Source organism: Coleofasciculus sp. C1-SOL-03 (genome assembly GCF_040220555.1).
Classification (GTDB): domain Bacteria; phylum Cyanobacteriota; class Cyanobacteriia; order Cyanobacteriales; family Coleofasciculaceae; genus Coleofasciculus.
This window is the reverse complement of record NZ_JAVJUO010000200.1, coordinates 20,571-44,875: the sequence shown is the minus strand read 5'-3', so window position 1 is coordinate 44,875 and position 24,305 is coordinate 20,571. Positions and strand designations below refer to the sequence as shown.

Sequence of the window (24,305 nt, the reverse complement as noted above, 5' to 3'; positions counted from 1 at the left end):
AAATTCTCTCCCCCATCTCCCAGACGTAGCATGCTACGTCTCTACACCGCTCCCCCATCTCCCAGACGTAGCATGCTACGTCTCTACACCGCTCCCCCATCTCCCCAAGATGCTACAGATTTTGGTTAGAATAAATATTTCTGATCAGGAAAATTTCGGGAAACGGTTAAGCTAGAAGCAGAGACTGCCGCAGCTATGGAGGAGTAGGGACAAATCACAACCCGGATTAGCCAACTCAGATTTTGCCTACTATGGAGGGGCGCATCATACCAGATAATCAGCAATTCGATTCTTCGGCTGATGGAGAATCAAAGCAGCAACGGATTCAGCAAGCTCAGGAGGTTATTTATCAATTCCTACTCAATCGAGTGGAAAATGACCCTCCAGAAGTTGTTTTGCAAGAATTTAAGCAATTATTTTTTTCCGGTGAGTGTACACAAAATTCAGATGTCGCTCACTCAATGCACGAACTACTTGAGCAAAATAATGAGCAAGAATTTAGAAATACGCTGAAGCGGTCTTGCTATATTTTAGTTAACAATTGGTTGGCAAGTCGGCGGTCAGACGCGATAGAGGAGTTAATTCAAACCCTGGCTGAGGCGAAGCAACTCTCATCGACTGCATCTCAAACCCTGAATCGTTTGAGAACATGGATTGCTAATTTTATTGAAAGTCAGGACTATCAAGAACTTAAAGTCTTTACCTTAAACCGTACCGAGCGTCTCGGCTGGACTCATCGTTATGCCTATTACTTATTGTTGCCGCAATATTTAGATTCTCAAAATCCCGTTGAACAGCGGGAGTTAGCAAAAAAAACGGCAAAACGGTTAAAAGAAAAATTTAAGTTTGAGCTAGCAATGTACACCGTGCATTGCAATTCGCCAACCTTTAGAAAAGAACCGCCCCCGAATCCCACGCGCCTGGGCAATGGAATTATTCGTCTGCTCAAACAACTGATATCGCGTAAGTTCCTGCATAATTATTCTCATGCGGCTGATTTGTTTGTTCAGCAGAGCAAAACGCTCAAGTATCGAGATTGTAAGCAAAAATTACTCGACTATTTACTGTTTTCAACCAGTCCTCACCAGTCGATTGATTTTTTCAAAACGACACTGACCGAAAAACTCAAGACGCTCTATGAGTCATACAATGAGGAAACAACGACCATGGAGTTATTACTGCGGACGTGTCGGCGCACTTTGGAATTTCTAACTACAGAAAATGGACAAGAACCCTCGCCGCTTTTTATTGCCCTTACCAGCCAAGGCAGTCCGCTGACGATTGTCGTTCTTTTGCTTAAAGTTATTTTACTGTGTAATTATGTTCGCACTCATTTAGATAATTGTATTGCCAATCTCATTCGCTATTACGAAAAATATCCGGAGTCCGAATGTCGCTGGTTTATTAATTTCTTAGATATTTTTAATGTGGTCTTTGCAATTTATACCGAAAATGTGAAATTTGATGTCGTCAAAATTAAAAATGGCGAATCTCAGGTTTCTGAGTTGGAGGCATACCGTATTTTTTGCCAATTGAAAGGCGCAGATTTACGCGGCAGTGATCTCAAGGGGGCTGACATTCGCAATAGTGATTTGGGTGCGGCGGATTTACGGGAAGCGAATCTCAGCAGTGCGGATCTAAGTGAAGCGAATCTGAGTCTGGCTAAATTGGGGAGCGCTAATTTAAGTAGTGCCATACTCATGGGAGCGGATTTAACAGTTACTGATTTAAATGGTGCAAATCTGAATGGGGCTAATTTGAATGACGCCAATTTGAGTCGTTCCAATTTGCAAAACATTAATCTGCGTCGTGCCAGTTTGGTTGGGGCGAAACTACGGCATACCAACCTGCAACAGGCGGATCTTAGCCATGGAACTTTGCATCAGGCGATTCTCACGGGTGCCAATCTCAAGGGTGCTGATTTACGACAAACTAGCCTTCAAGACAGCGATTTAAGTGAGGTGGATTTGAGGGAGGCGAATCTGAGTCAGGCGAATTTAACCGGTGCAGACTTACAGCGCAGTCAATTGGATCAAGCCACTTTAGAGGGGGCAATTTTAGAACAGGTGAATCTGAGGGAAGCCAGTTTATTTCGAGCCGATTTAAGCCAAGCGAATCTCAACAATGCACAATTGAATCAAGCGATGTTAAGGGGAGCCAATTTAAAGGAGGTGCGATTGCGTCGAGCTAGCCTCAGTCATGCCAATTTAGAAGGGGTAAATCTGAGTCGTGCTGATTTGAGTCGTGCTGATTTAAGTCATTTAAATCTCAGGGGAGCCGATTTGAGTGATACGTTTTTGCGCCATGTTAACTTGACGAATGCGGATTTGAGACAGGCAAATCTCACGGGGGCGAATCTTTTCAATGCCAATCTGAGTGGTGTGAAGGTTGAGGGAGCGATATTTAAGCAAAATGCGGGACTATCTGCGGCTCAGGGGCGAGAATTAGAGCAGCGAGGGGCTACGGTTGAGTTGAGCAAGTTAAAATCGCGCGATCGCAATGTCTGGCGAAATCCTGTTCCTCCATATCCCTTATTGCCTAAATTGCCTAACCAATCGGACAATTAGTGAATCTCCCATTTAGTTGTAAAGTATATCACTTATACTCTAGCGCTAGGAAAGCTACTCAACAGACTGCCGCCATTCTTGACCCAGGCGAACGGCTTCATCAAAGGTGGGATCATTTTCAAAGCTTCCTGCGACTTTCACCCACCAAGGAGTTTCCTGCTTAAGCAAACCAGCAAGTAGTGTTTTCAACTGGGCTAGCTCTGATTCTAAGGCTGCAACTCGCGCTTCGAGACCTTGAGAGCGGTTGTCAAGTTGTTGGGAAGTCATAGTTAAAGAGGTGGCGTGACACAGCTAAAATTGTGGAATAGATTTGACGTTTAAACCGGGCGCACGCCATGCGCCCCTACAATTCTAATCCACCAAATAAGGTGTGCCACGCCAGTAGGGTGGGTTAGGCGGGAACTAAATGATGGCACATAGCCGTTCAATGAACTATCCGCCGTAACCCACCACATTGAGTGGAGGACAACCCGACTAAATTGAGTGAATTTTCTCATTAATCAGGAGATTAAATAAAGGAATTGTGAACCCGTTTAAGTCAGAACCCTTCTGGAATCAGCTTGAAGCCACGCAACGCGATCGCGTTTATATTTTCGACTAATGTAGCGAGCAAGATGCTCGCACTACGGCAAGGATTTCGTCATTATTGACATTAAGGTTTAAATGCCAAACAGCTTAACCCGGATTGAGGACTTCATTACTAGAGGTTTTATTGACTCGTTCGGGATTGGGTTGTAAGGGTTCAGGCAATGATTGAACGCCTCCCCACTGGCTAATAAAACTTTGCAGCAGTGCTTCTTGTTGGCTGCGAAATCCTTCTAAGTTGTAACCCCTATTCATTGTAGAAAACCAGAGAATTCCCTGTTGCTGCGTGGGTAACGCTCCGCCTAAAGCGCTGACATTATTTAAACTTCCCGATTTAACAATAGCAAATGGGGGAAGCGGACGTTCATTTAAAATCCCTTGATCTTGTCCGACAATTGCCAAGACATCGCCCAGACTCATATTATAAGGTTGAAGATATCGGGCAATGGCGAGAAATAAACCGGAAGCCGCACGGGGAGAAATTTTGTTTTGATCGCTTAATCCAGAACCGTTGACTAAACTAATTTCAGCTTGAGGAACGCCTGCGGCGGCGGCGGCTTTTTGAGCAACTACATTTGCTCCCCCGACGGAGTTGGCGAGCATGTCTGCCATTTTATTATTGCTATATTGATTCATTTTTTTGAGCAATTCAGCCAAGGGGAAGGAATAGTGACGAATCAGGGGTTGGACGTTGCTAGGAGGGGTGGGGGAGACTTGTACCGAACCCGCGATCGCCACTTCAGGTTTTGGGGTGTCTGGGGGTAGGGTTTGATACTGAGTTTGAGCTTCAGGAGTCCACAGTTGAGCATTTAACCCTTGTCTGAGGAGTGTCCCTGATTTGAATGGATCAAACTCAAAGTTCATGTAAAATTTGCCTGTGATGATTAAATTCCCCGCTACCTGCTGAATACCCATCTGATTCAGGAGATTACCGAGAGCGATCGCTTCTTCCCAGACAAAGAATGGATCGTCTCCCCCTTGGATCACTAAGTCGCCTTGGAGTACCCCGTTTTCCACGACACCTGTTGCGCCAATCAGGGTGATGAATTGGTGATCGGGACCAAAGGTTTGCAATGCAGCCAGGGAGGTGGCGACTTTGGTGATAGAAGCCGCAGGTAGGGGAACGGTACCTTGGTAATTTGCCAGCAGAGTATTTCCCGCCTGAATCCAGATCCCATGATTTTCCTTGGCAAATCCCTTGGCGGCTAAACCATTCATGTATTGCTCTATTTGCGCTTGAATCGCCGGATTGGGATTATCTGGGGAAGCGAGTGAGGGAATCGCTGGTTTTTGCGCCAATTCCGCTTCTGCTGGACTTTCAGCGACTGAGACACTATCGATCTCGTTTTCGTTGGCGGAAGGTTGGGAGAGATTAGATTGAGGGGAACATCCAGCGGTAACGGTTAGGAGGGTTAGGGATAGTGCAGTCGTTAAGGGTAGGGATTTGAGCATTGGAATTATACGAATTACGGATTATGATTTCCCAATCTAGACTGTACTATAGCGTTTCTCATCTTATGTGGGAATAGGGCGCAAGCCTTGCGCCCCTACAGTACCCAATACCAAATGACAAATGATGAATGATGAATGACTAATGACTAATGACTAATGACTAATCAAGCAATTTGACTTCCCCACACTTGGTTTTCTCGCTCAATTTCCCCTAAGAAGTTACGAAACGTTTTTTCATGATTTTGCTCCCAACGCTGAATAATATGGAGAATCTCTCGTAATAGATAGCCAGAACCACAGGCAACATAATCGACAATATATTCAGATTCTAGACTGAGAGACGCCAGAGAATTGCCGCGAAAATCAACCAGATAACCGCCGGCTGATTTTAAAATTGGATAGGCGAGCAAATTATAATTTTCCGACGCATGACGACATTCGACCATGAAATCTGCAGCGCCTCGGGCGATTTCACACAATTCCATGGCTGAATTATCAACTGAGCGAATATCCCGACAGCATAACCATAAGGGGAAACTGCCGCTCAATGCTTCTTTTGCCCGATGATAGCCGGGACGTAAATAGGCGATCGCATCCTCTAGGGAGACTTGAGAGTGACAGTAAATCTGAGTGTAGTCTTGACGGTGAGCGCTGCGGAAATAGGCAGCACACTGAGTCCCATAGTAGCAGTCTCCCGACCGTAATCCTCGTACATAGGCAAAATTGAGATCCCCTAAGGTGACGTCAGATGATTTTGCCGCGATCGCCATAACGAAAGACGGGTCACCCACTTGACGTAACCAGTTGGATGTCCCGTCGATGGGATCGACAAATATAGAATAGTTAGCGTGAGGATTGAGCTTTGGATGTTCTCCTTGGAGATAAAGGTTTATCGGATAGTCGGCTAGACAAGAATCAATAATTTCACTAGCTTTGTGATCAATTTCCTGTTTCGCTTTTCCCTGGAGAATTGACTGATTTTGGTAAGGGATTGTGTCTAAAAAAGTGGTTAAGTTTTCGGCAATTGATGAACAGATGGGTAAGTAATCCATAATTCCAGAACTCCTCGGCGGAGATCTATACCCTGAATGTTTCTCGGTAATATGCTATAAGTTGTCAGTATTACCGCGACCAGTGGGCATAAACTCAGTAAACATGTACTACAGACAACTGATTAACTTCCCCTGACTGGAGACAGGCTGGAGATGAAATAGTCGCTCTAGTTCTTGGACAGGTTGACGGCAAGTGGTATCAACGCTGGGCATTTCCTGCCAGCAGTGTGAACAGAACCAGTAAAGGCGATGGTTGCTAATGTGCCGGAGTAAGGGATGGGAGCAGCAGGGACAAGTATGCATAAATCTTGCAGATCTTTTCTTTTGATGTTTTTTTATGTATAAATATTATTTTTACGTAAAAATGTTGACTAAATCTTGATCGATATCTCTGAGAGCTTGTGATAATAAAGCTAAATAAATGTGATTCAGTTTACATAAATTGAGTGATCACTATCATATTAAAGTGAGACCAAAGCTACTTGTCTGGAGCGTATTAACTGAGAAAAAAGAACCATCTGAAAACAAATGGCTGAGGGCGTATGGCACAATCAGAAGCAGATAGACTCTTAGACCTAGGACTTGAACAATATAAGCAGAGCCACTTTCAAGTCGCTTTACGCTATTGGCAGCAAGCCTTAACTCTCTATCAGGAAATCGCTAATTCCCTTGAAGATGGTGTGACAGCACGTCAAGGGGAAGGGAATACCCTGAATTATTTGGGCAAGGCTTACCATTGCTTGAGTGAATACCAAAAGGCAATCGAGTGTCATCAGCAGTCTCTAGGGATTGCCCAGGAAATTGGCGATTCCTTTGGGGATCGCTTCGCTTCACGCATTATAGAAGGGAATGCCTTGAATGGCTTGGGCAAGGCTTACTATTGCCTGGATGAATACCAAAAAGCGATTGATTACCATCAGCAGTCGCTGGAGATTTTCCAGACAATTAGCGATTCCCTTGGGGATAGCTTGGCTTCACGCCAGGGAAAAAGTGATTCTCTGAATAATTTGGGTAATACTTACCAGTCTCTGGGAAACTACCCAAGGGCAATCGAGTGCCATCAGCAGTCTCTGGCGATTAGACAGGAAATCGGCGATCGCTTTGCCGTCGGGATTTCCCTGAATAATTTGGGCAATGTTTACTATTCTCAGGGAGACTACCACAAGGCAATCGAGTACTATCAGCAGTCTCTGGCGATTGCAAGGGAAATTGGCGATCGCTGTGGCGAAGGATGTTACTTGGGGAATTTGGGCAGTGCTTACAAATTCCTGGAAGACTACCACAAGGCAATCGATTATCATCAGCAGTCTCTGAGGATCAAACAGGAAATTGGCGATCGCAATGGGCAAGGGATTTCCCTGCATAATTTGGGTAATGCTTACTTTTCTCTGGGAGACTACTCAAGGGCAATCGATTACCAGCAGCAGTCTCTGGCGACTGCACAGGAAATCAGCGATCGCTTGGGAGAATGGCTTTCTCTCAACGATCTCGGTAAGGTTTTCCTGAAAACCAATCAATTGGTAGACGCTGAAGAAAAACTTCGCGCGGCGCTGGAAATTTGTGAAACTTTGCGTTCGAGTTTAGTGAATAGTGATCATCAAGTCTCACTGTTTGAAACTCAGGTAAATACCTATCGCCTGCTGCAACAGGTTTTAGTGGCACAAGATAACTATGATATCGCCTTAGAGATAGCCGAACAAGGGCGGACTCGCATTTTTGTGGAGTTATTGCGAGAACGATCCTCAAAACCCGATGAAGTAATGGAGATAGCGAATCAGGGAAGCGCAGCAACATCAAAGCGGGCTGTTCAAATTGCACAAGAAAAAAATGCCACTATTGTTGAATATTCAATTGTTGAGGATGATATCTATTGTTGGGTGATCTCACCCACGGGCAACATCACGTTTCGACGCGCTAACTTGAACCCCTTACAGGCACAACATAAAACCCTCAACGATTTAAACGACATCTTTCTCAAAGCGCGAGTTTCTATTGGGGTGGATGAACGAGATCAACAGGGCAAAAAAATTCAATGCGAATCCAACGAACTCATAGATGCCCAGGGGCGTTATCCCTTGCTCCAACTGCTCTATCAAATTCTCATTTCCCCCATTACTGACTTACTTCCTCCAGACCCCCATACTCCTCTAATTATTATCCCGCATTACGGCTTATTTTTAGTCCCCTTCTCAGCGCTGCAAGATGCCAATAATCGCTACTTCATCGAACAGCATACCCTGCTTACTGCCCCGTCTATCGAAATCTTAGAACTCACCCATCAGCGCCAACAATCTCTCAGCCGCGTCAACCAATCCGCCCTGGTTGTCGGAGATCCCACCATTGACGCCCAATTCACCCAGCCCCCTTATAATCTTAAACCAATTCCCGCTGCTAAAGAGGCAGCAGAAGCGATCGCCACCCTACTGCAAACCCAAGCCATTACGGGTAAAATGGCAACAAAAGCCCGAATCCTCAACCCGATGAAAACGGCTTCCCTCATCCATATCTCCGCCCATGGATTACTGGATGATTTCCACGACTCTGGGATTCCCGGTACAATTATTCTTGCCCCTGATAACACTGATAATGGTGCCCTGAATGCAGCAGAAATTCTTTCCTTAACCCTGAATGCGGAATTCGTTGTCCTTAGTGCTTGTAGTACCGGAAAAGGCGAAATCACGGGTGATGGCATCATCGGATTATCCCGTTGCTTTATCCTGGCAGGGGTTCCCAGTCTAATTGTTTCCTTGTGGGACATGGGCGCCTATTCTGCCAAAAGAATAATGATAGAATTTTATCAAAATTTAGCCCAAGGTGATGATAAAGCTACAGCATTACGTCAGGCTATACTCAAGGCAAAAGAAGACTTTCCTCCCGCTGATTGGGCGGCATTTACCCTAATTGGCGAAACCGCACCGTTATCGTTATGTACACCAACACCGGAACCAAGGAGACGAACCATGGCATTTCCTTCGGAATCGACACCCCAAGAAATTCGAGACGCTTTCTTTAATTTATTAGAAACGTCCAACCTATTTTCTGATCATTTGCCATCCCTAGATCAAGTGATTGCCCAACCAACAGATACACCCCAAGATATTGCCCAACGCATCGAGAAATGGTGCGAAAGTCGCCCGACGATTCAAGCGAATATGGAAAACAAACTGAGTAAAATGGGTGCAGGGGGTACAGATAGCCAACCGGATGCCGAAATTGCGGCTGAATTTAACCAACGATTGGAAAAAAACCGGATCAGATTGGGTTCACCTCCCGCCTCATCCATGAATCAAACTGAGATATGAGAATAAGCATTATCATTAATGCAGCGGTTCGTTCGTAGTTCGTAGTAAGGGCTTTAGCCCTTATCTTATTGGGTTTCGGCGTGTCAACCCAAGATGGTGCGTTACGCTACGAAGATAGCACCCTACTGGACTGACACAGCTAAAATTGTGGAATAGATTTTACCGTTATAGCCTTACCAAGGCAGGTTAGGACATTTTTACTGTTGCCTGTTGCCTGTTGCCTTTTGGGATAAACTTATGTCCTAACGTGTGTGCGTAGTGCTATAAAATGGGCGCACGTCGGTGCGCCCCTACAATATAAAAAATGGTGTCGGTTTTCACGCGCTTTTTGGGCTTTCCATCACACAGTTGACAACGGCTACTATGCCATCCCCTCTGGTGCAAAATTCCTATCCTGATTATCTTGACAAAATTGGAAAATAATGCATAAAGCGATAGAAGACAACGCGATCGCACAATGTTATCAGACAAGTTTCTGGCTTGGACTATAGGCAAATTAAGGATACATCCAGTGAGGCGATCGCACTCTACCATTGTGTAGGGGCGGGTTTTACCACTATCCTTTTCGGTTACAACCAGATGTAACTCAACCCGCCCCGACTTAGGTTTCTAGACTTCCCAGGAAAAGTCAGGCTGGGGGTGAGGGTTGTAGCTTCAGTTGACACCAATGGTTAAGGCTGCGCCCCTCTGCGTTGAAAAAACGACACTATCAACCACTATGACAGAAGACTATCAAATCAGAAATCCCAGCATCACCCTCTATCCCTTCCATCTCCGCGATGACTTTGATGAAGGCTTCCAAGCCGTAGCCAAAAACGCCCAAGACTTGTGGGAAACCTTAGCCGATAATATTGGCAAAACCTTCAATATTCCCGAACTTCAATCCCTACGCAATCACCTCATTTGTTACCAAAACGGACAGTATGATCCCAGTGGTGAAGATAAACAGACGGATTACCAAGAACTCATCACCTCATCTCAAAAAACCTTAAAATTCCAGCCGACTTCTCAACCAGATAACTTGCAACTCAACGGTTCAATTCGTGCCTCACGCTTTCATGATACCTACACGGCTGACTTAACCTTGTCTGCTTCAGATCTAACAATTCCCATCACTCAACTCCAACACTTCAATCCCAATGGTTGTTTACTTGCCGATAACATTAAACCCTCTCTCGGACAAACCTTATTACTCTATGCTGAACCCATATCCTTTGATAATTACCGCAGACTTGCTGATACCTGTATTCAAGCCTTCTGGAATAATGATCGTCAACCCGTACCAAAATTAATCGCTGAAGGACAGCTTTTTGGTAGTCCAATTTTTGAGTACGATTATCGCAATCAAAATCCAACTCAACAGTGTCACATCCTAGTCTGGTTAAAGCATCATCCTGACACCTTGAATCGGATTTCATCAAACAATTTTAACGACTTCCTCATAAAGTTACTCTATTTTCGCGCTAAAATACTCTTTGTCTATCACAAATCAAGAGAATGGTATAGTGAAGGACAACGCCTGACCAGTGATATCGAAAAAGAAATTCCTCAATTCACCAAAATAGAACAAGAGCCAGATGCAGAGAGTCGCCTCACCCAACTCAAACAATTACTGGCTCGCATCCGCACCAAAGTTTTTGATTATACTAAGTGCTTAAGTTTATTGAAGGAACACGGCAATACATTAACGGTTAATACCAACAACTATAGAGAAACATTAGAGGAGATTCAAAAACTAACGTTAGCCGATGATAACCTGGACTTTTTATCCAAATTACTCAACTTAGCCGAACATGACCATCAGCAGCAAATCCAAGCCGACTTAAATTACCTATTTGCTAGTCAAGACTTATTCCAACAAATGATTGCCACTATCCGAGGCATGATAGAGATTGAACAAATTGAAAGTGACAGACGGTGGCAAGCCAATGAAAATCAGCAAAGTCGCCAATTGCAAGAAGCCTTAGCCCGACAAGAAGCCGCCCAACGCGAACGAGAATACCAAGCGCAGAAACAAGCCAAACAGCAGGAAGCAAGGGAAAAGAAACGAGAAAGGCGGCTGGAAGATATTATCTTTTTTGTGGGTACAGCAATTGGTGCTAGCGGTATCTTTGGTTCCAGTTATCCTCTCCTGCAAGAGAGTCCCATCCAATGGCGTCCCGATGCTTCGTTACCGATACATCCGTTTGTCGGGTCAATTTTCTGGAGTATTGTTTTTGGTATCGCGATTGGGTTAGTTACTTTATTATTCCTGATACTGATTAGAAAATTCCTAAAATCGTAGGAGAGACTATCACCGTTGTAGGTTGGGTTTCGCGATCGCGAAACCCAACCGGCTAACCCGCTTGCGTTGGATTACGTTTCGAGAAAACTCTACCTACGTTCCTCAACTTAACGTAGTCGCGGAAGTCCTCACCTTCAGCGATAGCAAGGTGAGGATGGACAGCGGGAAATCGGAGGTACGGAGATTTCCAAATTGTCCTGACTTGACCAACAGCATCCGCTCCGACGCAGCATCCACAGGTGTTTTGCCCTCTGGCATCACATATACTCTGAAGAAACTAAAAAAAGTCCTGTAATTCTAAATTTTGTCCTACCACAATCCAATTATTAGATTCTAAACTAATTTTGTCCACCTCTAGGCTAGCTATGGCGACTTAAAGTTGCTTTACCCATTGATCCTGTATTGGGTTAAATTGAGCTTTTCTCTTATCTATCCTGAAATTCAACGGGAAACTCCTGACTGTATCCAGTGTCGATTAGCTTTCCCCTGAATTTTCCTCAAGTTTCCAGAATTGACTGAATTGAGTTGAGTCAAAAAAAGTCCTGAATTCCACTCAACTTTTGACTGATCTGAAGATGCATACTACCAATTAACGCTATTAATTTGTCACGAGGAGAAATTAAGATGAGTCGCAACCTTTATGCACTGCTAGTGGGGATTAACGAATACCCTGAACCTATCTCTCGCTTATCTGGCTGTGTGAACGACATTAATGCCGTAGAAGAGTACTTGCGAGAGCGGGTTGCTCAACCAGATGGATACAAGCCTCATATACGCAAGCTCTTAGATCAAGAGGCTACCCGTCAGGCAATTATTGAGGGCTTTCGACAGCATTTATGTCAAGCAGGAAGCGAAGATATTGTTCTCTTCTACTACAGCGGTCATGGTTCTCAAGCAAAAACGCCCGAAGAATTTTGGCATTTAGAACCAGATCGACTGGAAGAAACCTTGGTTTGTTATGACAGTCGTGCTGAAGGAGGCTGGGGTTTAGCGGATAAAGAATTGGCATACTTGATTGCTAAAGTTGCAGAAAAAAATCCCCACATTTGTATTATTCTGGATTGCTGTCATTCCGGTAATGGGACAAGAGACTTGTTGCAAGAGACAGGAGTGCGTCGCTTCTGCAAAGATGAGCGCGAACGTCCACGGGATAGCTACATCTTTTCACCGGAGGAGTTAGAATTCTTATCAGCGAGTCGTGGGAATCCTGAAGATCACCTAAGTGGTTGGAAGATACCCAAAGGACGCCACGTTCTCCTAGCCGCTTGTCAGGACTGTGAAACAGCAAATGACGCTGTAGACGGCAAACAACAGGGAGCATTTTCCTATCTCTTGATGGAAACGTTGCGAAACAATGGCAAGTTGACCTATCGGGACTTATTTAAGCAAGCTAATGCCTTAGTTCGCAGCAAGGTTTCAGCTCAATCCCCTCAGTTTGAAGTAACTCATTCAGAGGATGAAACCCGATTTTTCTTGGATGGTGCGATCGCAGAACGTAAACCCTACTTCACTGTTGAGCATAACAAAGACCATGGCTGGGTAATTGATGGGGGTGCTGTCCATGGTGTTAAAGGTTCTGCTAAGGGTGAAACAACTCTCCTAACCCTGTTTCCGATTGACTGCCAAGATTTGCACGATCCGTCAAAATCTGTCGGTGAAGCTAAAGTAACTAAAGTGTTGCCATCGCTGAGTAAAGTAAAAATAAGTATCATTGGTATAGAAAAACCGCCAAAAGATCGCACGTTTAAAGCCGTTGTTACCAGCGTACCCATGCCACCTTTAGGCGTTTATTTTGAGGGAGAGGAAGCAGGAGTTAATTTAGCACGCCAAGCTTTGCAGTCAGCAAGTTTTGGCAACCAACCCTCAGCCTATGTCCGCGAGGAAAAGGAACTTGCCAAGGCAGAGTTTCGCCTGCTGTGCCGCGACGAGCAATATTTAATTGTCCGACCAACTGATGCTCGCCCTCTCGTGGAGCAAATTGACGGCTATACGATTGAGAATGCAGCAAAAGCAATTCAACGCCTAGAACATATTGCCCGATGGACTGTAATTGCTGAACTCGAAAGTCCGCCTACCAGTTCAATTAAACCGGGTGATGTGGAGATGATGCTCTTCTCAGAGGAGGATGAGGAATTATCTCAATCCCAGGAAATTCGTTTGGAATACTCGAGTGAGGGGGAAAAGCCTGCATTTAAACTCAAACTCACTAACACAAGTCAGAAAACACTTTACGTTACCTTCGTTAACCTGACAGAGCTTTTCGCTGTCCAAGCCCTGTTTTCTGACACAGGTAGTGTGGTGCTTAAGCCAGGTGAAGAAGTTTGGGCTCTAGGAGAAGATGGTATAGCAACCAAAGTGCCAGACGAGTTATGGGAGCAGGGAATTACCGAATTCAAAGACATCATGAAACTAATTGTCAGTACCAGTGAGTTTGACGCCCGATTAATGACTCAGGAGGCGCTTGACGCTCCTCGTCCCCCAAAAAGGGATTTACCATCTGGCAACCAAAGCACCCTTGATCGTCTGATGAATCGGGTTCAAAATCGTGATTTGGAAGCCAGAAGCAAAGGAAGGGTTGACAATTGGTACACAGAGGAAGTTGTCATCACCACGGTTCGTCCCTTGGATGGGATTCAAATTTCTAGTACAAAACCGCAAGAATTAAGGACAGGTGTCCGATTGCAGCCCCATCCTCGCTTAAAGGCTGAGGTTCATTTAACCACCGCGCCCCAGGCAAGTCGGGATGTGGGAAACAAGATTGTGCCACCCATTTTTCAAAACGATCCTAATGTGACTCAACCCTTCAAATTTGCCGTCATTTATGGTACAGCTCCAGAGTTGAGCATCCTGGAACTGGACGATGTAGAAGACCATACGGTTGTTACCCCTGATGCCCCGCTGAAATTAGTTGTTGACACTCCATTACAGGACAATGAATATGTTTTGCCCATTGGCTATGATGGTGAGTTTTTCCTGCCATTAGGTTTCGGCAAAAGCACTGAAAACGGTAAGACGGAAATTGAGATAGAGCGATTACCAGAACCCGTTAGTCAAGGAAAACGCGATCTGAAAGGGGCAATTCGGATCTGTTTTCAGAAAGTGGTGGGAGAGAAGCTAGGCTTGGAATTTCAATATCCTCGCCTCGCTGTAGCTGAAGTCGGAGATGATAAGAAAGTAACTTATGAAACCGATGTCGCTGAGGTTAAACAGCGAGTCGCCCAAGCCGAGCGAATTGTTCTCTACATTCATGGGATTATTGGCGATACGAAAAGTTTGGTGTCTAGTCTGCAACAGCCCCTAGCCGTGGAGCATACAAACGGTTCTATTCGGGAGCTTTACGATCTCGCTCTAACCTTTGACTATGAGAATCTAAACACGCCAATTGAAGAGAATGCTCGTTTGCTGAAAGAGCGACTGGAAGCCGTCGGTTTGGGAGCTAACCATGGTAAAGTCCTGCACATTGTTGCCCATTCTATGGGCGGATTAGTGTCCCGTTGGTTTATTGAACAAGAGGGAGGCAACAATGTTGTTCAACACTTGATTATGTTGGGAACACCAAATGCTGGTTCTCCTTGGGCAACGGTGAAAGAATGGGCAACGATGGTTATGGCTGTGGGTATGAATAGTCTTTCCCAAACACCATTGCCGGTGAAAGCGCTAGGTAGTCTGAGTGAGGCGATGATGAACACCGTTGAGGTAGCGCTCGATCAAATGCAGCCCAACTCTCAATTTCTTCAGGCTTTAGCTGCCAGTAACGATCCCGGTGTTCCCTATTCAATTATTGCCGGTAATACATCGATTAGTCCAGCAGCGTTGCAGGAAGACGGGGAAAAAGCGACTCTGCTCAAACGGTTAATAAAAAAGCTGTTTGATAAAGCCGTTGCTTTACCTTTCTTGGGTGAACCGAATGATATAACAGTAACGGTGCAAAGCATTAAGTCTCTTCCAGATGGATGGAGCGTTTCTCCCTTTATCCAAGAAGTCGCTTGTGATCACTTGACGTATTTCAATCATCCAGAAGGTTTAAAGGCTGTGCTGACGGCTTTAGCGCAAGAGTCTAAATCTCAAATTTTGCCCCGTTCAATGGCAATCCAAAGGTAGCCAAATGTAACCAAATGTAGGGTGCGTTAGCGAAGCGTAACGCACCATTCCCAGGCTCAGAATGATACGTTAGAGGGCGAGCCGAGCAAATTGAGTGGAATAGAATTTCTAATTAGTGCAAGCTGCTACACCAATAAACAGGTGTTTATTTCATCCGTAACGGGTGTGATATTCGTGGACAAATCTTAATTTATTGGCATTCTTGCCAGAGGAATATAACCATGCCTAAATCTAAAAATTTTCAGCGAAATTTTGCTATCGTTATCGGAATTAATACCTATCACAATCGCATCCCCCCCCTACAGACGGCTGCTGCTGATGCTGAGGAACTTGCCCGCATACTCAAAGAACAACATGAGCGGCTTACCGAGAAGTATCAAAAGCAACAAACGTATGAAGTTCTGCTACTGTTAAACGAAGATGCAACCCTTGACAAACTTAAACAACTTCTTGAGGACTCTAAACGTAAACAAATACCACTCCCTCAAGGGAAAGTAGATGTTAGTGAAAACGATCGCATCCTTTTCTACTTCGCTGGACATGGAATTGCCTCAGATGCTCTAGAAAGTCAGGATGGACCAGCAGGCTACCTGATTCCTCAAGATGCCATCTTAGACCAAGACAACACGTACTTACCCATGCAGGAGTTACACGATGCTCTACTCGAACTTCCCTGTCGGCATTTGTTAACCATTCTAGACTGTTGTTTTGCTGGGGCATTCCGCTGGGCAAGCCTAAGTCGAGATCTTGAGCCGAGAGTCAAAATCTATAAAGAACGTTATGATCGCTTCATTAGCGATCGCGCATGGCAAGTCATCACTTCAGCCGCAGACGATCAAAAAGCCTTGGATTCCTTGGCGCGACGCGGTAAAACCTCCGATGGCAAACATTCTCCCTTTGCTCAAGCTCTGTTTGAGGCTTTACAGGGAAACACTGATGAAAATTCTACTCTCAATTCCGATCTCAATCAAGATCACATCCTCACGGCGAGTGAGATTCATTATTACCTACGGGAAAAAGTTGAGACAACCACAGAAGAAAATTACCAGCGCCAAACTCCTGGGTTATGTCCGCTGAAAAAACATCAAAAAGGAGAATTCTTTTTCCTTTTACCAGGATTTAACCGAGATAAGTTGGAGGATGCCCCACCCCTTAATCTAGAAAATAATCCCTACCGAGGATTGCAATCCTATGACCAAAACGATGAGAACTTGTTCTACGGTAGAAGTAAACTGATCGATAAACTTTGCGCTCACGTTGCTTCTGAAGAGCAAGCCTTAACCGTCATCTTAGGGGTTTCTGGCACTGGGAAATCCAGCTTAATGAAAGCCGGATTATTACCGCGTCTGAAGGCGGATCCTAAGTATACGATTTTAGAGATGCGCGTGGGGGACAATCCCCTAACCGCTTTAGCAAAGGTTTTACCAATTCCTGATGAAACCACGACAACGCTGCAAAACCTGAAACAAAATCCACAAGCTTTAGTCACTCTCCTTCAACGCTGGAAGACGACTCATCCAAATGCCAAGTTATTATTAGCCATTGATCAGTTTGAAGAGTTGGTCACTCTTAGTCAAAGTGATAGTAACCCAGCAAACAAAACGGGTGATAGTCATACAGAACAACAGCAGTTCCAAGAACTCCTCAAAGAAGTGATACAACACTGTCCAGATTCCTTTAATGTTGTCGTCACATTGCGGCTTGACTTTGAAGCTCAGTTTCAAGAGGGTATATTCAAAGAATTCTGGGAAAATGCCAGGTTTGTCGTGCCACCGATGACTCAGGATGAATTGCGGGAAGTCATTGAGAAACCTGCATCGGAAAAAGTATTGTATTTTGAGCCTCCCAGTCTGGTTGATGACTTGATTAACGAAGTGGTACAAATGCCAGGAGGATTACCTTTACTTTCCTTCACGCTCAGTGAATTATACCTGAAGTCTGTGAAAGAAAGAAGAGAAAATCGAGCCTTAACTGATGCGGATTATAAAGCCTTAGGAAAAGTCATTGGTTCTGTAACCAAGCGTGCCGATGAGGAGTACAACGCTCTGGTTAAAAAAGATAAAGCCTACGAAAAAACAGTGCGTCAGGTGATGCTGCGGATGGTAGCTGTGGGTGATGAAGCTCGCCGCCGGGTACTTTTGTCTGAACTAGATTATCCCGATCAGAAAGTCAATTGGCTAGTATATATTTATCTGATTAAGTGGGCAGTTAAATCAAATTTTCCTATTGTAATCAGGTACTTTTTGCCAAAAGTTGAATGCTCAAAAGCAAAAGACCGTGCCAAAGAAGTGATTAAGAGATTTTGTGATGCACGTTTGTTGGTTCAGGGAACTAATTCTGAAGGTGAGACTTATGTTGAGCCAGCACATGATGCTTTAGTTCAAAACTGGCAGCGACTCAGGCAGTGGAAAGATCAGGAAAAAGAAACATTAATTTTACAACGAAAGTTAACTCCAGCGGCTAATGATTGGCAGGAGGTAAATGAGCGAGAAGAGGCGAGCAACAAGACGTTTAAATTTAGACTACAATACTTATTTTATATTTTAGGAAAATTTGAGTCTCTACTCATTGCAAAAACACGGCATATAAGCCGCAAATTTAAACCAGATCGTCGAGCGAAACAGCCATTCAATGAACTCTCACAAAATTACCTGTGGTACGACAATCCCCGGCTGAATCAGTTGGATTCAATCCTCAATTCCCCCCATAATTGGTTCAATAAAACCGAAGATAAGTTTGTGCGAAAAAGTGTCATCCACAAGGGGAGAAACACTTATCGGCGTCGGGTCATCGCTGCCTCAATAATTTTGATATTATTGGTTTTAACTCTAGTCGCATTGTGGCAACAAAGACAGGCGAAAATTGAAGAAATGCTGGCGTGGATAGAATCTGCCGAAGGTAACTTAAAATCCGATCGCGATATCCGTACCTTTGTCGATATTTTACAAGCTGTCGATATTTCCAAAAACCCACTGGTTCGATTTTTACCTCCTGATACCGAGACCGAGTTAGCCGAAGTTCAAGAAACAATGTACAAGGCTTTTTATACCGTAAAAGAACGCAATCGGATAGAGAGCGATCGCGCGACGTTTGATCAGGTAGCTTTCAATCCGAAAACTAACGAATTGGTAACCATTGGTGATGGCGACACCATTCGTCTTTGGGATCAATCAGGTAATCAAGTTGACCAATTCTCAACCAATCAAAATCGGGTCTATAGTGTAGCATTCAGTCAGGATGGCAAACGATTAGCAACGGGGGGCGTAAATGCTACAGTTAAGTTGTGGAATCTAAAAAAGGATGGCACCGTCGATTACAATTCAAACAGTACAATTTGCCCAATTGCCAACCTAACAAATACTTCTGGAACTAACCCAGCCAATTCTTCTGGTGCTAATCCAACCAATCCTTCTGGTGCTAATCCAGATAATACTTTTAAAGCTAATCCAACTAATCCTTCTGGTGCTAATCCAACTAATCCTTCTGGTGCTAACCCAACCACTACTTCTAAAGCTAACCCAACCACTACTTCTGAAACCAACCCAACCAATCCTTCTGGTGCTAACCTAGCGAATATCTCTGGTGTAGCCTTTAGTCATGACAATAAGCTACTGGCAACCCTTATAGAGGGAAAAGACGCTCAGAATAATCCAACCACCACCGTTAATTTATGGGACATTAAACAGGGCAAGTGTATCCCAAGGAATATCACCAACACACCACTGGGTCAAGAAGGTCAATCTCCAAACAACCAACAGACAGCAACTCGTCCAAAAAAACAACAGACAGTACCTACTCCAAACAACCAACTCACAGTACCTATTAAAGACATAGCATTCAGTTCTAATGAGCATCTACTCGCCACCGTTGGACAAAACAATATTGTCAGATTATGGGACATCTCAGGCGAAAAGCTGGGAGAATTTCCCACTGAGCAAAGAAATGTCTATAGCCTTGCCTTCACCCCTGACGGGAAATTGGCAACCAGTGGTGATGGCGGCACAATTAAACTATGGACAATTCAAAATAACGGTAAAACAGCTACCCTCGCCAGCCAAGTTCCGGAAAAAATTAACACAGAACAAACCCTTCTCTACGATATCGCCTTCAGTGAAGATAACAAATGGTTAGCCACCATTGGTGGAGATAGCGCTATCAGGCTACACGATAGAAGTTGGCAATCGCCCATTAAACGGATTTTTAACAGGCATATTGTAGAAATTCCACCAATTGAAGCCAGTAATCAAAGGATAACCGCTACGAGTGCAGTGTTTAGTCCTGATGGCAAGACAATGGCGACAATCGCCGGGGACAATACTGTAAAACTTTGGAATAATTTGGGTCAACAAATTGCCCGATTTAAAACAGATGCAGGAGATGTTAAAAGTATCGCCTTTAGTCCAGAAGGCAATCTCTGGCTAACCAGTGGAGAGAACAGTGAGATCAGTATCCGAGATCTATCAGGTACAGAAATTGATAAAATATCCCTGCAAAATATACCCGCCTGTGATCAGGAAGATGATACTATCACATCCGCCAACAATACGGATGAGAACACCGAATCATCACCCAATCCTATCACTCAGGTTATGTTCACTTTTATCGATACCAATGACGGTACTGAACCGGATAAAGACAACTGGAGATATAACCAACTTGAAGACGACGAATATGCTGGAATGATGACTATTTTTGAGGATGGCACGACGCGCTTTTTATCCTTTCAAGGGAAAGACTTACAAAACACTTCATCCAGCGAATATTGTACCGAAACCTTTCCCAAAGATTTAGGACTGATTAAAGGTTTAGCCAGTAGTCCCGATGGGGAACATCTCGTCACGGTAGGAAAAGACGGCGACACTATCAATCTTTGGGATGAAGGGAGTGATCAATTCCAGCAACTTCCCATTCCCACAAAAGACAATGAGACATTCACCAGCGTAGCATTTAGTCCAGACGAAAAACGACTCGCGATCGCAAGTGCAAGTGCAGCCGAGGATGAAACAGGATTAGTCCGGATATGGGATATCACTCAAAACACCATTGTCGAACAATTTGACACCGGACAAGGACAACTTTATAGTGTAGCCTTTAGTCCCTTAGATAGCAGGCAACTGGTGACCGGGGGAGGAGATGGTACGGTCAAAGTATGGGACATATCCAGTAACCGTCCGGCTCAATTCTCGACTACACAGGGGACAATTCAACGTATGGAGTTTAGTCCGAATCAGAAACTCCTCGCCACGATTAGTAAAAACAATCAACTCAACCTCTGGAATGTCCGAGAGGATGGTACATTAAGCTTAAATCCGTCTACTGAAGACTTCCAGCAGCAACACGGAAGGGTGAAGAATGTAACCTTTAGTCCGGATAGCGATACACTGATTCTTTTGGGCAACGATGATACGATTAAACTCTGGAATATGTCTAATAAGCAGTTCGACACCTTTGCCACTCAGCAACAACAAATCCAGAGTCTCGCTGCTAGTCCCAATAAGCGGAAATTAGCCACAATTGGCAGCAATGGTATACTCAAGCTGTGGCAGATTCAGGATGACAATCTTAGTCCCATAGATATCTCCAAAAGCCAACTAAGTCGATCACAAATCAATAGTTTAGCGTTTAGTCCAGACGGAAAACAACTGGCAACGGCACAAGGTAATATCCTGAAACTGTGGACTGTCTCATGGGGTAAACTATCCAATCAGTCAGTGGATCAATTCCAAACCCAGCAACCTATTCAAAGTGTAGCCTTTAGTCCCAACCGCAAGAAAGTAGCAACGTCTGAAAATCAAGGGATGCTGAAATTGTGGGATACAAAGGGGAACTTACTTGATCAAATTCCCACACAGCAAGCCAGTATTACCCGTTTAGTCTTTAGTCCCAATAGTAACATCATCGCTACCATTGGTCAGAATGGCACACTCAAGCTATGGGATACATCGGATAAATCTGAGGCGAAACTGTCCCTAATTTCTACCCATCCGGCTCAAGGTGTTGCAAATGTCGCCTTTAGTCAGGATGGCAAATTCCTAGCAATTGGTCGAAAAAATGGCTCAATTGAACTGCGGCAACTGGGTGATGTGGACGCTCTTAAGGCAGAAATCTGCAATACAATCGGAGATTATTTTCAGAATAACCCCAATCGCCAACTTTGTGGTGGAATCGCTGTATCCACGCAGAGAATCCTGAGTCGGGGGGGTGATAAACTCTTAGTTCCCAGTATTACCAATCCGGACAAGCAAGCCGGAGTGCAAGGAATCGCCGCTGGTGCTTTTCCCACAGCGATTGGCGAACTCACCTCATCCCTCGAGGAAAACCGCAATGATCCCGAAGCCTTAATTTACTTGAATAATGCTCGCATTGGCACTCAAAAATCTTACACTATTGCCGTATCGGTTCCCCTAGGGAATAATGTAAATCATGGATTGGAAGTCTTGCGCGGTGTGGCTCAAGCTCAAGATGAAATTAACCGAGAAGGGGGTATCAATGGTGTACCCTTGCGGGTCTTAATTGCTAATGATACCAACGATCCCAAAATCGGTAAACAAATCGCCCAAGACTTGAGCAAAAATCCGGACGTGCTTGGCGTTGTCGGACACTTTGCCAGTGATGTCACTCTAGAGGCGGGAAAGGTTTATCAAGCCCACAAATTAGCAGCTATTTCTCCAGTTAGTACCTCTACGCAAGGGTTTAAATCTCATTGGTATTCAGATCAATATATGTTCCGCACCGCACCCGACGATAATACCACGGCGACAACGTTAGCTGACTCTATGCTAAATAAACTCCAGGAGAAAAACGCGGTTGTTTTCTATAATTCTCAAAGTCAGTATAGCCAATCCCTGAAGTCAGCATTTAGTGATGCTGTGGGTTCAGCAGGAGGGCAAGTCTTACAAGAATTTGACTTGTCTGATCTTAATTTTGATGCCCAACAGACGGTTCAAGAATCCACGCAGCAAGGTGCTAAGGTACTGGTATTGTTGCTCGACAGGGAGGAAATCGACGACGCGATTGAGATCATCAAACAAAAGCGGGGGAACCAAATCATTTTAGGGGGAGATGCGTTCTATGGTACGAAACTCTTGGAGGTAGCCCAGGACGAAGAAAATGTCAAAGATATGATGATTGCCGTTCCCTGGCATATTAGCAACTCTCAGTCCAATTTTGCAGAAACATCAAGACAACTTTGGTGGGCAGATGTAAGCTGGCGCACCGCCCTCTCTTATGATGCCACCCAAGCGCTGATTGCCGCACTGAAGCAGAATCCTACTCGCCAAGGGGTAGCTGAAACCTTACGTTCAGAAAGCTTTAGTGTCGATGGGGCAACAGGTGAGGTACAATTCTTACCATCAGGCGATCGCAAAAATCAGTTGACCAATCCCTTGAGCCAACTCGTCACAATTGAGCCAGGTTCTCGTTCCGGTTACGGCTATGATTTTGTCATTCACCCATTCACTGGAAACTAAGGTTAACTGAAGTTATGTCTACCTCAAACTCTACCCCTCTGAGTATCTCAGACGCTCAAGCACTCCTCGCCCCCTTCAACTGCATCGAGAGTCAACCTGTGGTTGCAGATGCTGAAAAAGAGAAACTGCGGCAAGCTTTAAGATTACTTGCCGAGCAGTCAGATTATCAAATATTTGGGATTTGCGCGGATACAGCCGCTCAAGGTTTATCGGCGCTCAAAACTTATGCTCAAGCGTTAGGGTATCAACCGAATCTCGATCTCACTCCGATTGAGGGCGCTGTTTATATCAAATATAACGGCAATTCCGGCTTGTGTTATATCGATTCCTATACGGGGGAACATCGCGGTGTTTTAGTGTCCTGTCAATCGTCCTTTGAAGGGGGAATTAATGAAATGTATGGTCATCTTCCCCTCGATTTATTTACCTCATCGGATTAGGGTCAACCCTGTAGAGGCGTTGCCTGCAACGTCTCTACAGTTCTCAACGCAATCGGTACTTAAAGTCGCGTTTTCCTTGATAGTCGGTTAAATCTGCCAATTCGTCCAACGTCCGAACCCCAGGATACAACTGACCATTGATTTCCCAAGTCGGATACCCTTGTATTCCTGCTGCTTGGCATACTTGAGGCTGCGGATTTTTCCCAGCCGGATGGCACTCGATATAATCGATTTCGCTAAAGGCTTCTTTGCCAAATAACTCCTTTTGATCGTGGCAATGGGGGCAAGTATACGCCCCATATTTTTTAGCACCAACGGCGGTAAGATGACGAGCGAGTTCCATTTCCGCTTCGCCAGAGGTGGTGGTTATTTTCCAGCCGTAGGGGGCTGTGGGTGCAGTGGTTATCGGGGGAATCACACCGCTGTCTACTCCGCCCGCCGTTGTCTGTTCACCACTCATGCCATAGACACCTAAGGTGCCAATCAGCGCTACCATGCCGACAACAATGCCCGTGAAAAACAGTTGTCCCACATCGTCCCACTCACGCCCAATGATCGTCAACACAAATAAGGCGATTGAGCAAAAGGCGGATACCAGGCAATAGATACAAAATGCCCCAATGACAACGGACATGAGATAGACAAGGTAGCCGCTGAAGATAACCATGGCGGTTGCGCCAGCAAACATCAGCAGCCAACTCCAATCGTCTACTTGGCGGCGAAAGTCTTTGTTAGCCGAGGATTTGACCAGTTGGGGCGCAAAGGCAAATACGGCGATCACAGTATAGGCTAAAAAGCCAAACAAGCTCAGGGGTACACCAAAAAGGAAAGCATAACTACTCTCCAAAACAGCTTGACAGTTGATTACACCACCTGTGGGACATACGGCTTCTTTAAACACCCCAGTTTCTACTAGGGTGAGGTAAGCCGTATCTAAAGCACCAAGAATCGCGATCGCACCAATGATTGGGCGGGACTGGCGATGTATCCAGGGAGCAGAACGTCGGCGTCTCATAATGTGTTAATCAGCACTAACAATTTCAGGAATCAGCG

10 protein-coding genes are annotated in these 24,305 nt (G+C 44.8%); 6 read left to right on the top strand and 4 right to left on the bottom strand.

Annotation, left to right across the window (positions count from 1 at the left end; translation table 11 throughout):
- Positions 1–251 precede the first annotated feature (251 nt).
- Positions 252–2,567 carry a pentapeptide repeat-containing protein gene (locus RIE73_RS31005; protein ID WP_446404826.1) on the top strand — a complete coding sequence of 772 codons (2,316 nt, stop codon included), beginning with the start codon at positions 252–254 and terminating at the stop codon, positions 2,565–2,567.
- A gap of 54 nt (positions 2,568–2,621) precedes the next feature.
- Here RIE73_RS31005 and RIE73_RS31000 read toward each other — a convergent pair whose 3' ends face one another.
- The 3 genes from RIE73_RS31000 to RIE73_RS30990 all read right to left on the bottom strand — a co-directional run bounded on the left by RIE73_RS31000 (position 2,622) and on the right by RIE73_RS30990 (position 5,656).
- A complete protein-coding gene (locus RIE73_RS31000) occupies positions 2,622–2,834 on the bottom strand; it encodes a hypothetical protein (RefSeq protein WP_446404825.1) in 213 nt (70 codons plus the stop codon).
- A 408-nt stretch (positions 2,835–3,242) separates the two neighbouring features.
- Positions 3,243–4,604, bottom strand: coding sequence for a D-alanyl-D-alanine carboxypeptidase (locus RIE73_RS30995; RefSeq protein WP_446404824.1), 1,362 nt, complete (start codon positions 4,602–4,604; stop codon positions 3,243–3,245).
- Between the two features lie 164 nt (positions 4,605–4,768).
- Entirely contained in the window at positions 4,769–5,656 is an 888-nt protein-coding gene (locus RIE73_RS30990; protein ID WP_446404823.1) for an inositol monophosphatase family protein, read from the bottom strand.
- A 542-nt stretch (positions 5,657–6,198) separates the two neighbouring features.
- Between RIE73_RS30990 and RIE73_RS30985 the strand changes: the two genes are divergently transcribed.
- The 5 genes from RIE73_RS30985 to RIE73_RS30965 all read left to right on the top strand — a co-directional run bounded on the left by RIE73_RS30985 (position 6,199) and on the right by RIE73_RS30965 (position 23,252).
- Complete coding sequence (locus RIE73_RS30985; RefSeq protein WP_446404822.1) at positions 6,199–8,958, top strand: CHAT domain-containing protein; 2,760 nt, start codon at positions 6,199–6,201, stop codon at positions 8,956–8,958.
- A gap of 718 nt (positions 8,959–9,676) precedes the next feature.
- Positions 9,677–11,242 carry a hypothetical protein gene (locus tag RIE73_RS30980; RefSeq protein WP_446404821.1) on the top strand — a complete coding sequence of 522 codons (1,566 nt, stop codon included), beginning with the start codon at positions 9,677–9,679 and terminating at the stop codon, positions 11,240–11,242.
- A gap of 624 nt (positions 11,243–11,866) precedes the next feature.
- A complete protein-coding gene (locus RIE73_RS30975; protein WP_446404820.1) occupies positions 11,867–15,343 on the top strand; it encodes a caspase family protein in 3,477 nt (1,158 codons plus the stop codon).
- Positions 15,344–15,564: 221 nt separating this feature from the next.
- Positions 15,565–22,812, top strand: coding sequence for an nSTAND1 domain-containing NTPase (locus RIE73_RS30970; RefSeq protein WP_446404819.1), 7,248 nt, complete (start codon positions 15,565–15,567; stop codon positions 22,810–22,812).
- A 14-nt stretch (positions 22,813–22,826) separates the two neighbouring features.
- Positions 22,827–23,252, top strand: a complete 426-nt coding sequence (locus RIE73_RS30965; RefSeq protein WP_446404818.1) for a DUF1824 family protein — start codon at positions 22,827–22,829, stop codon at positions 23,250–23,252.
- Between the two features lie 43 nt (positions 23,253–23,295).
- Here RIE73_RS30965 and RIE73_RS30960 read toward each other — a convergent pair whose 3' ends face one another.
- On the bottom strand, positions 23,296–24,267 hold the full coding sequence (locus RIE73_RS30960; RefSeq protein ID WP_446404817.1) for a vitamin K epoxide reductase family protein: 972 nt from the start codon (positions 24,265–24,267) through the stop codon (positions 23,296–23,298).
- Positions 24,268–24,305: the final 38 nt, after the last annotated feature.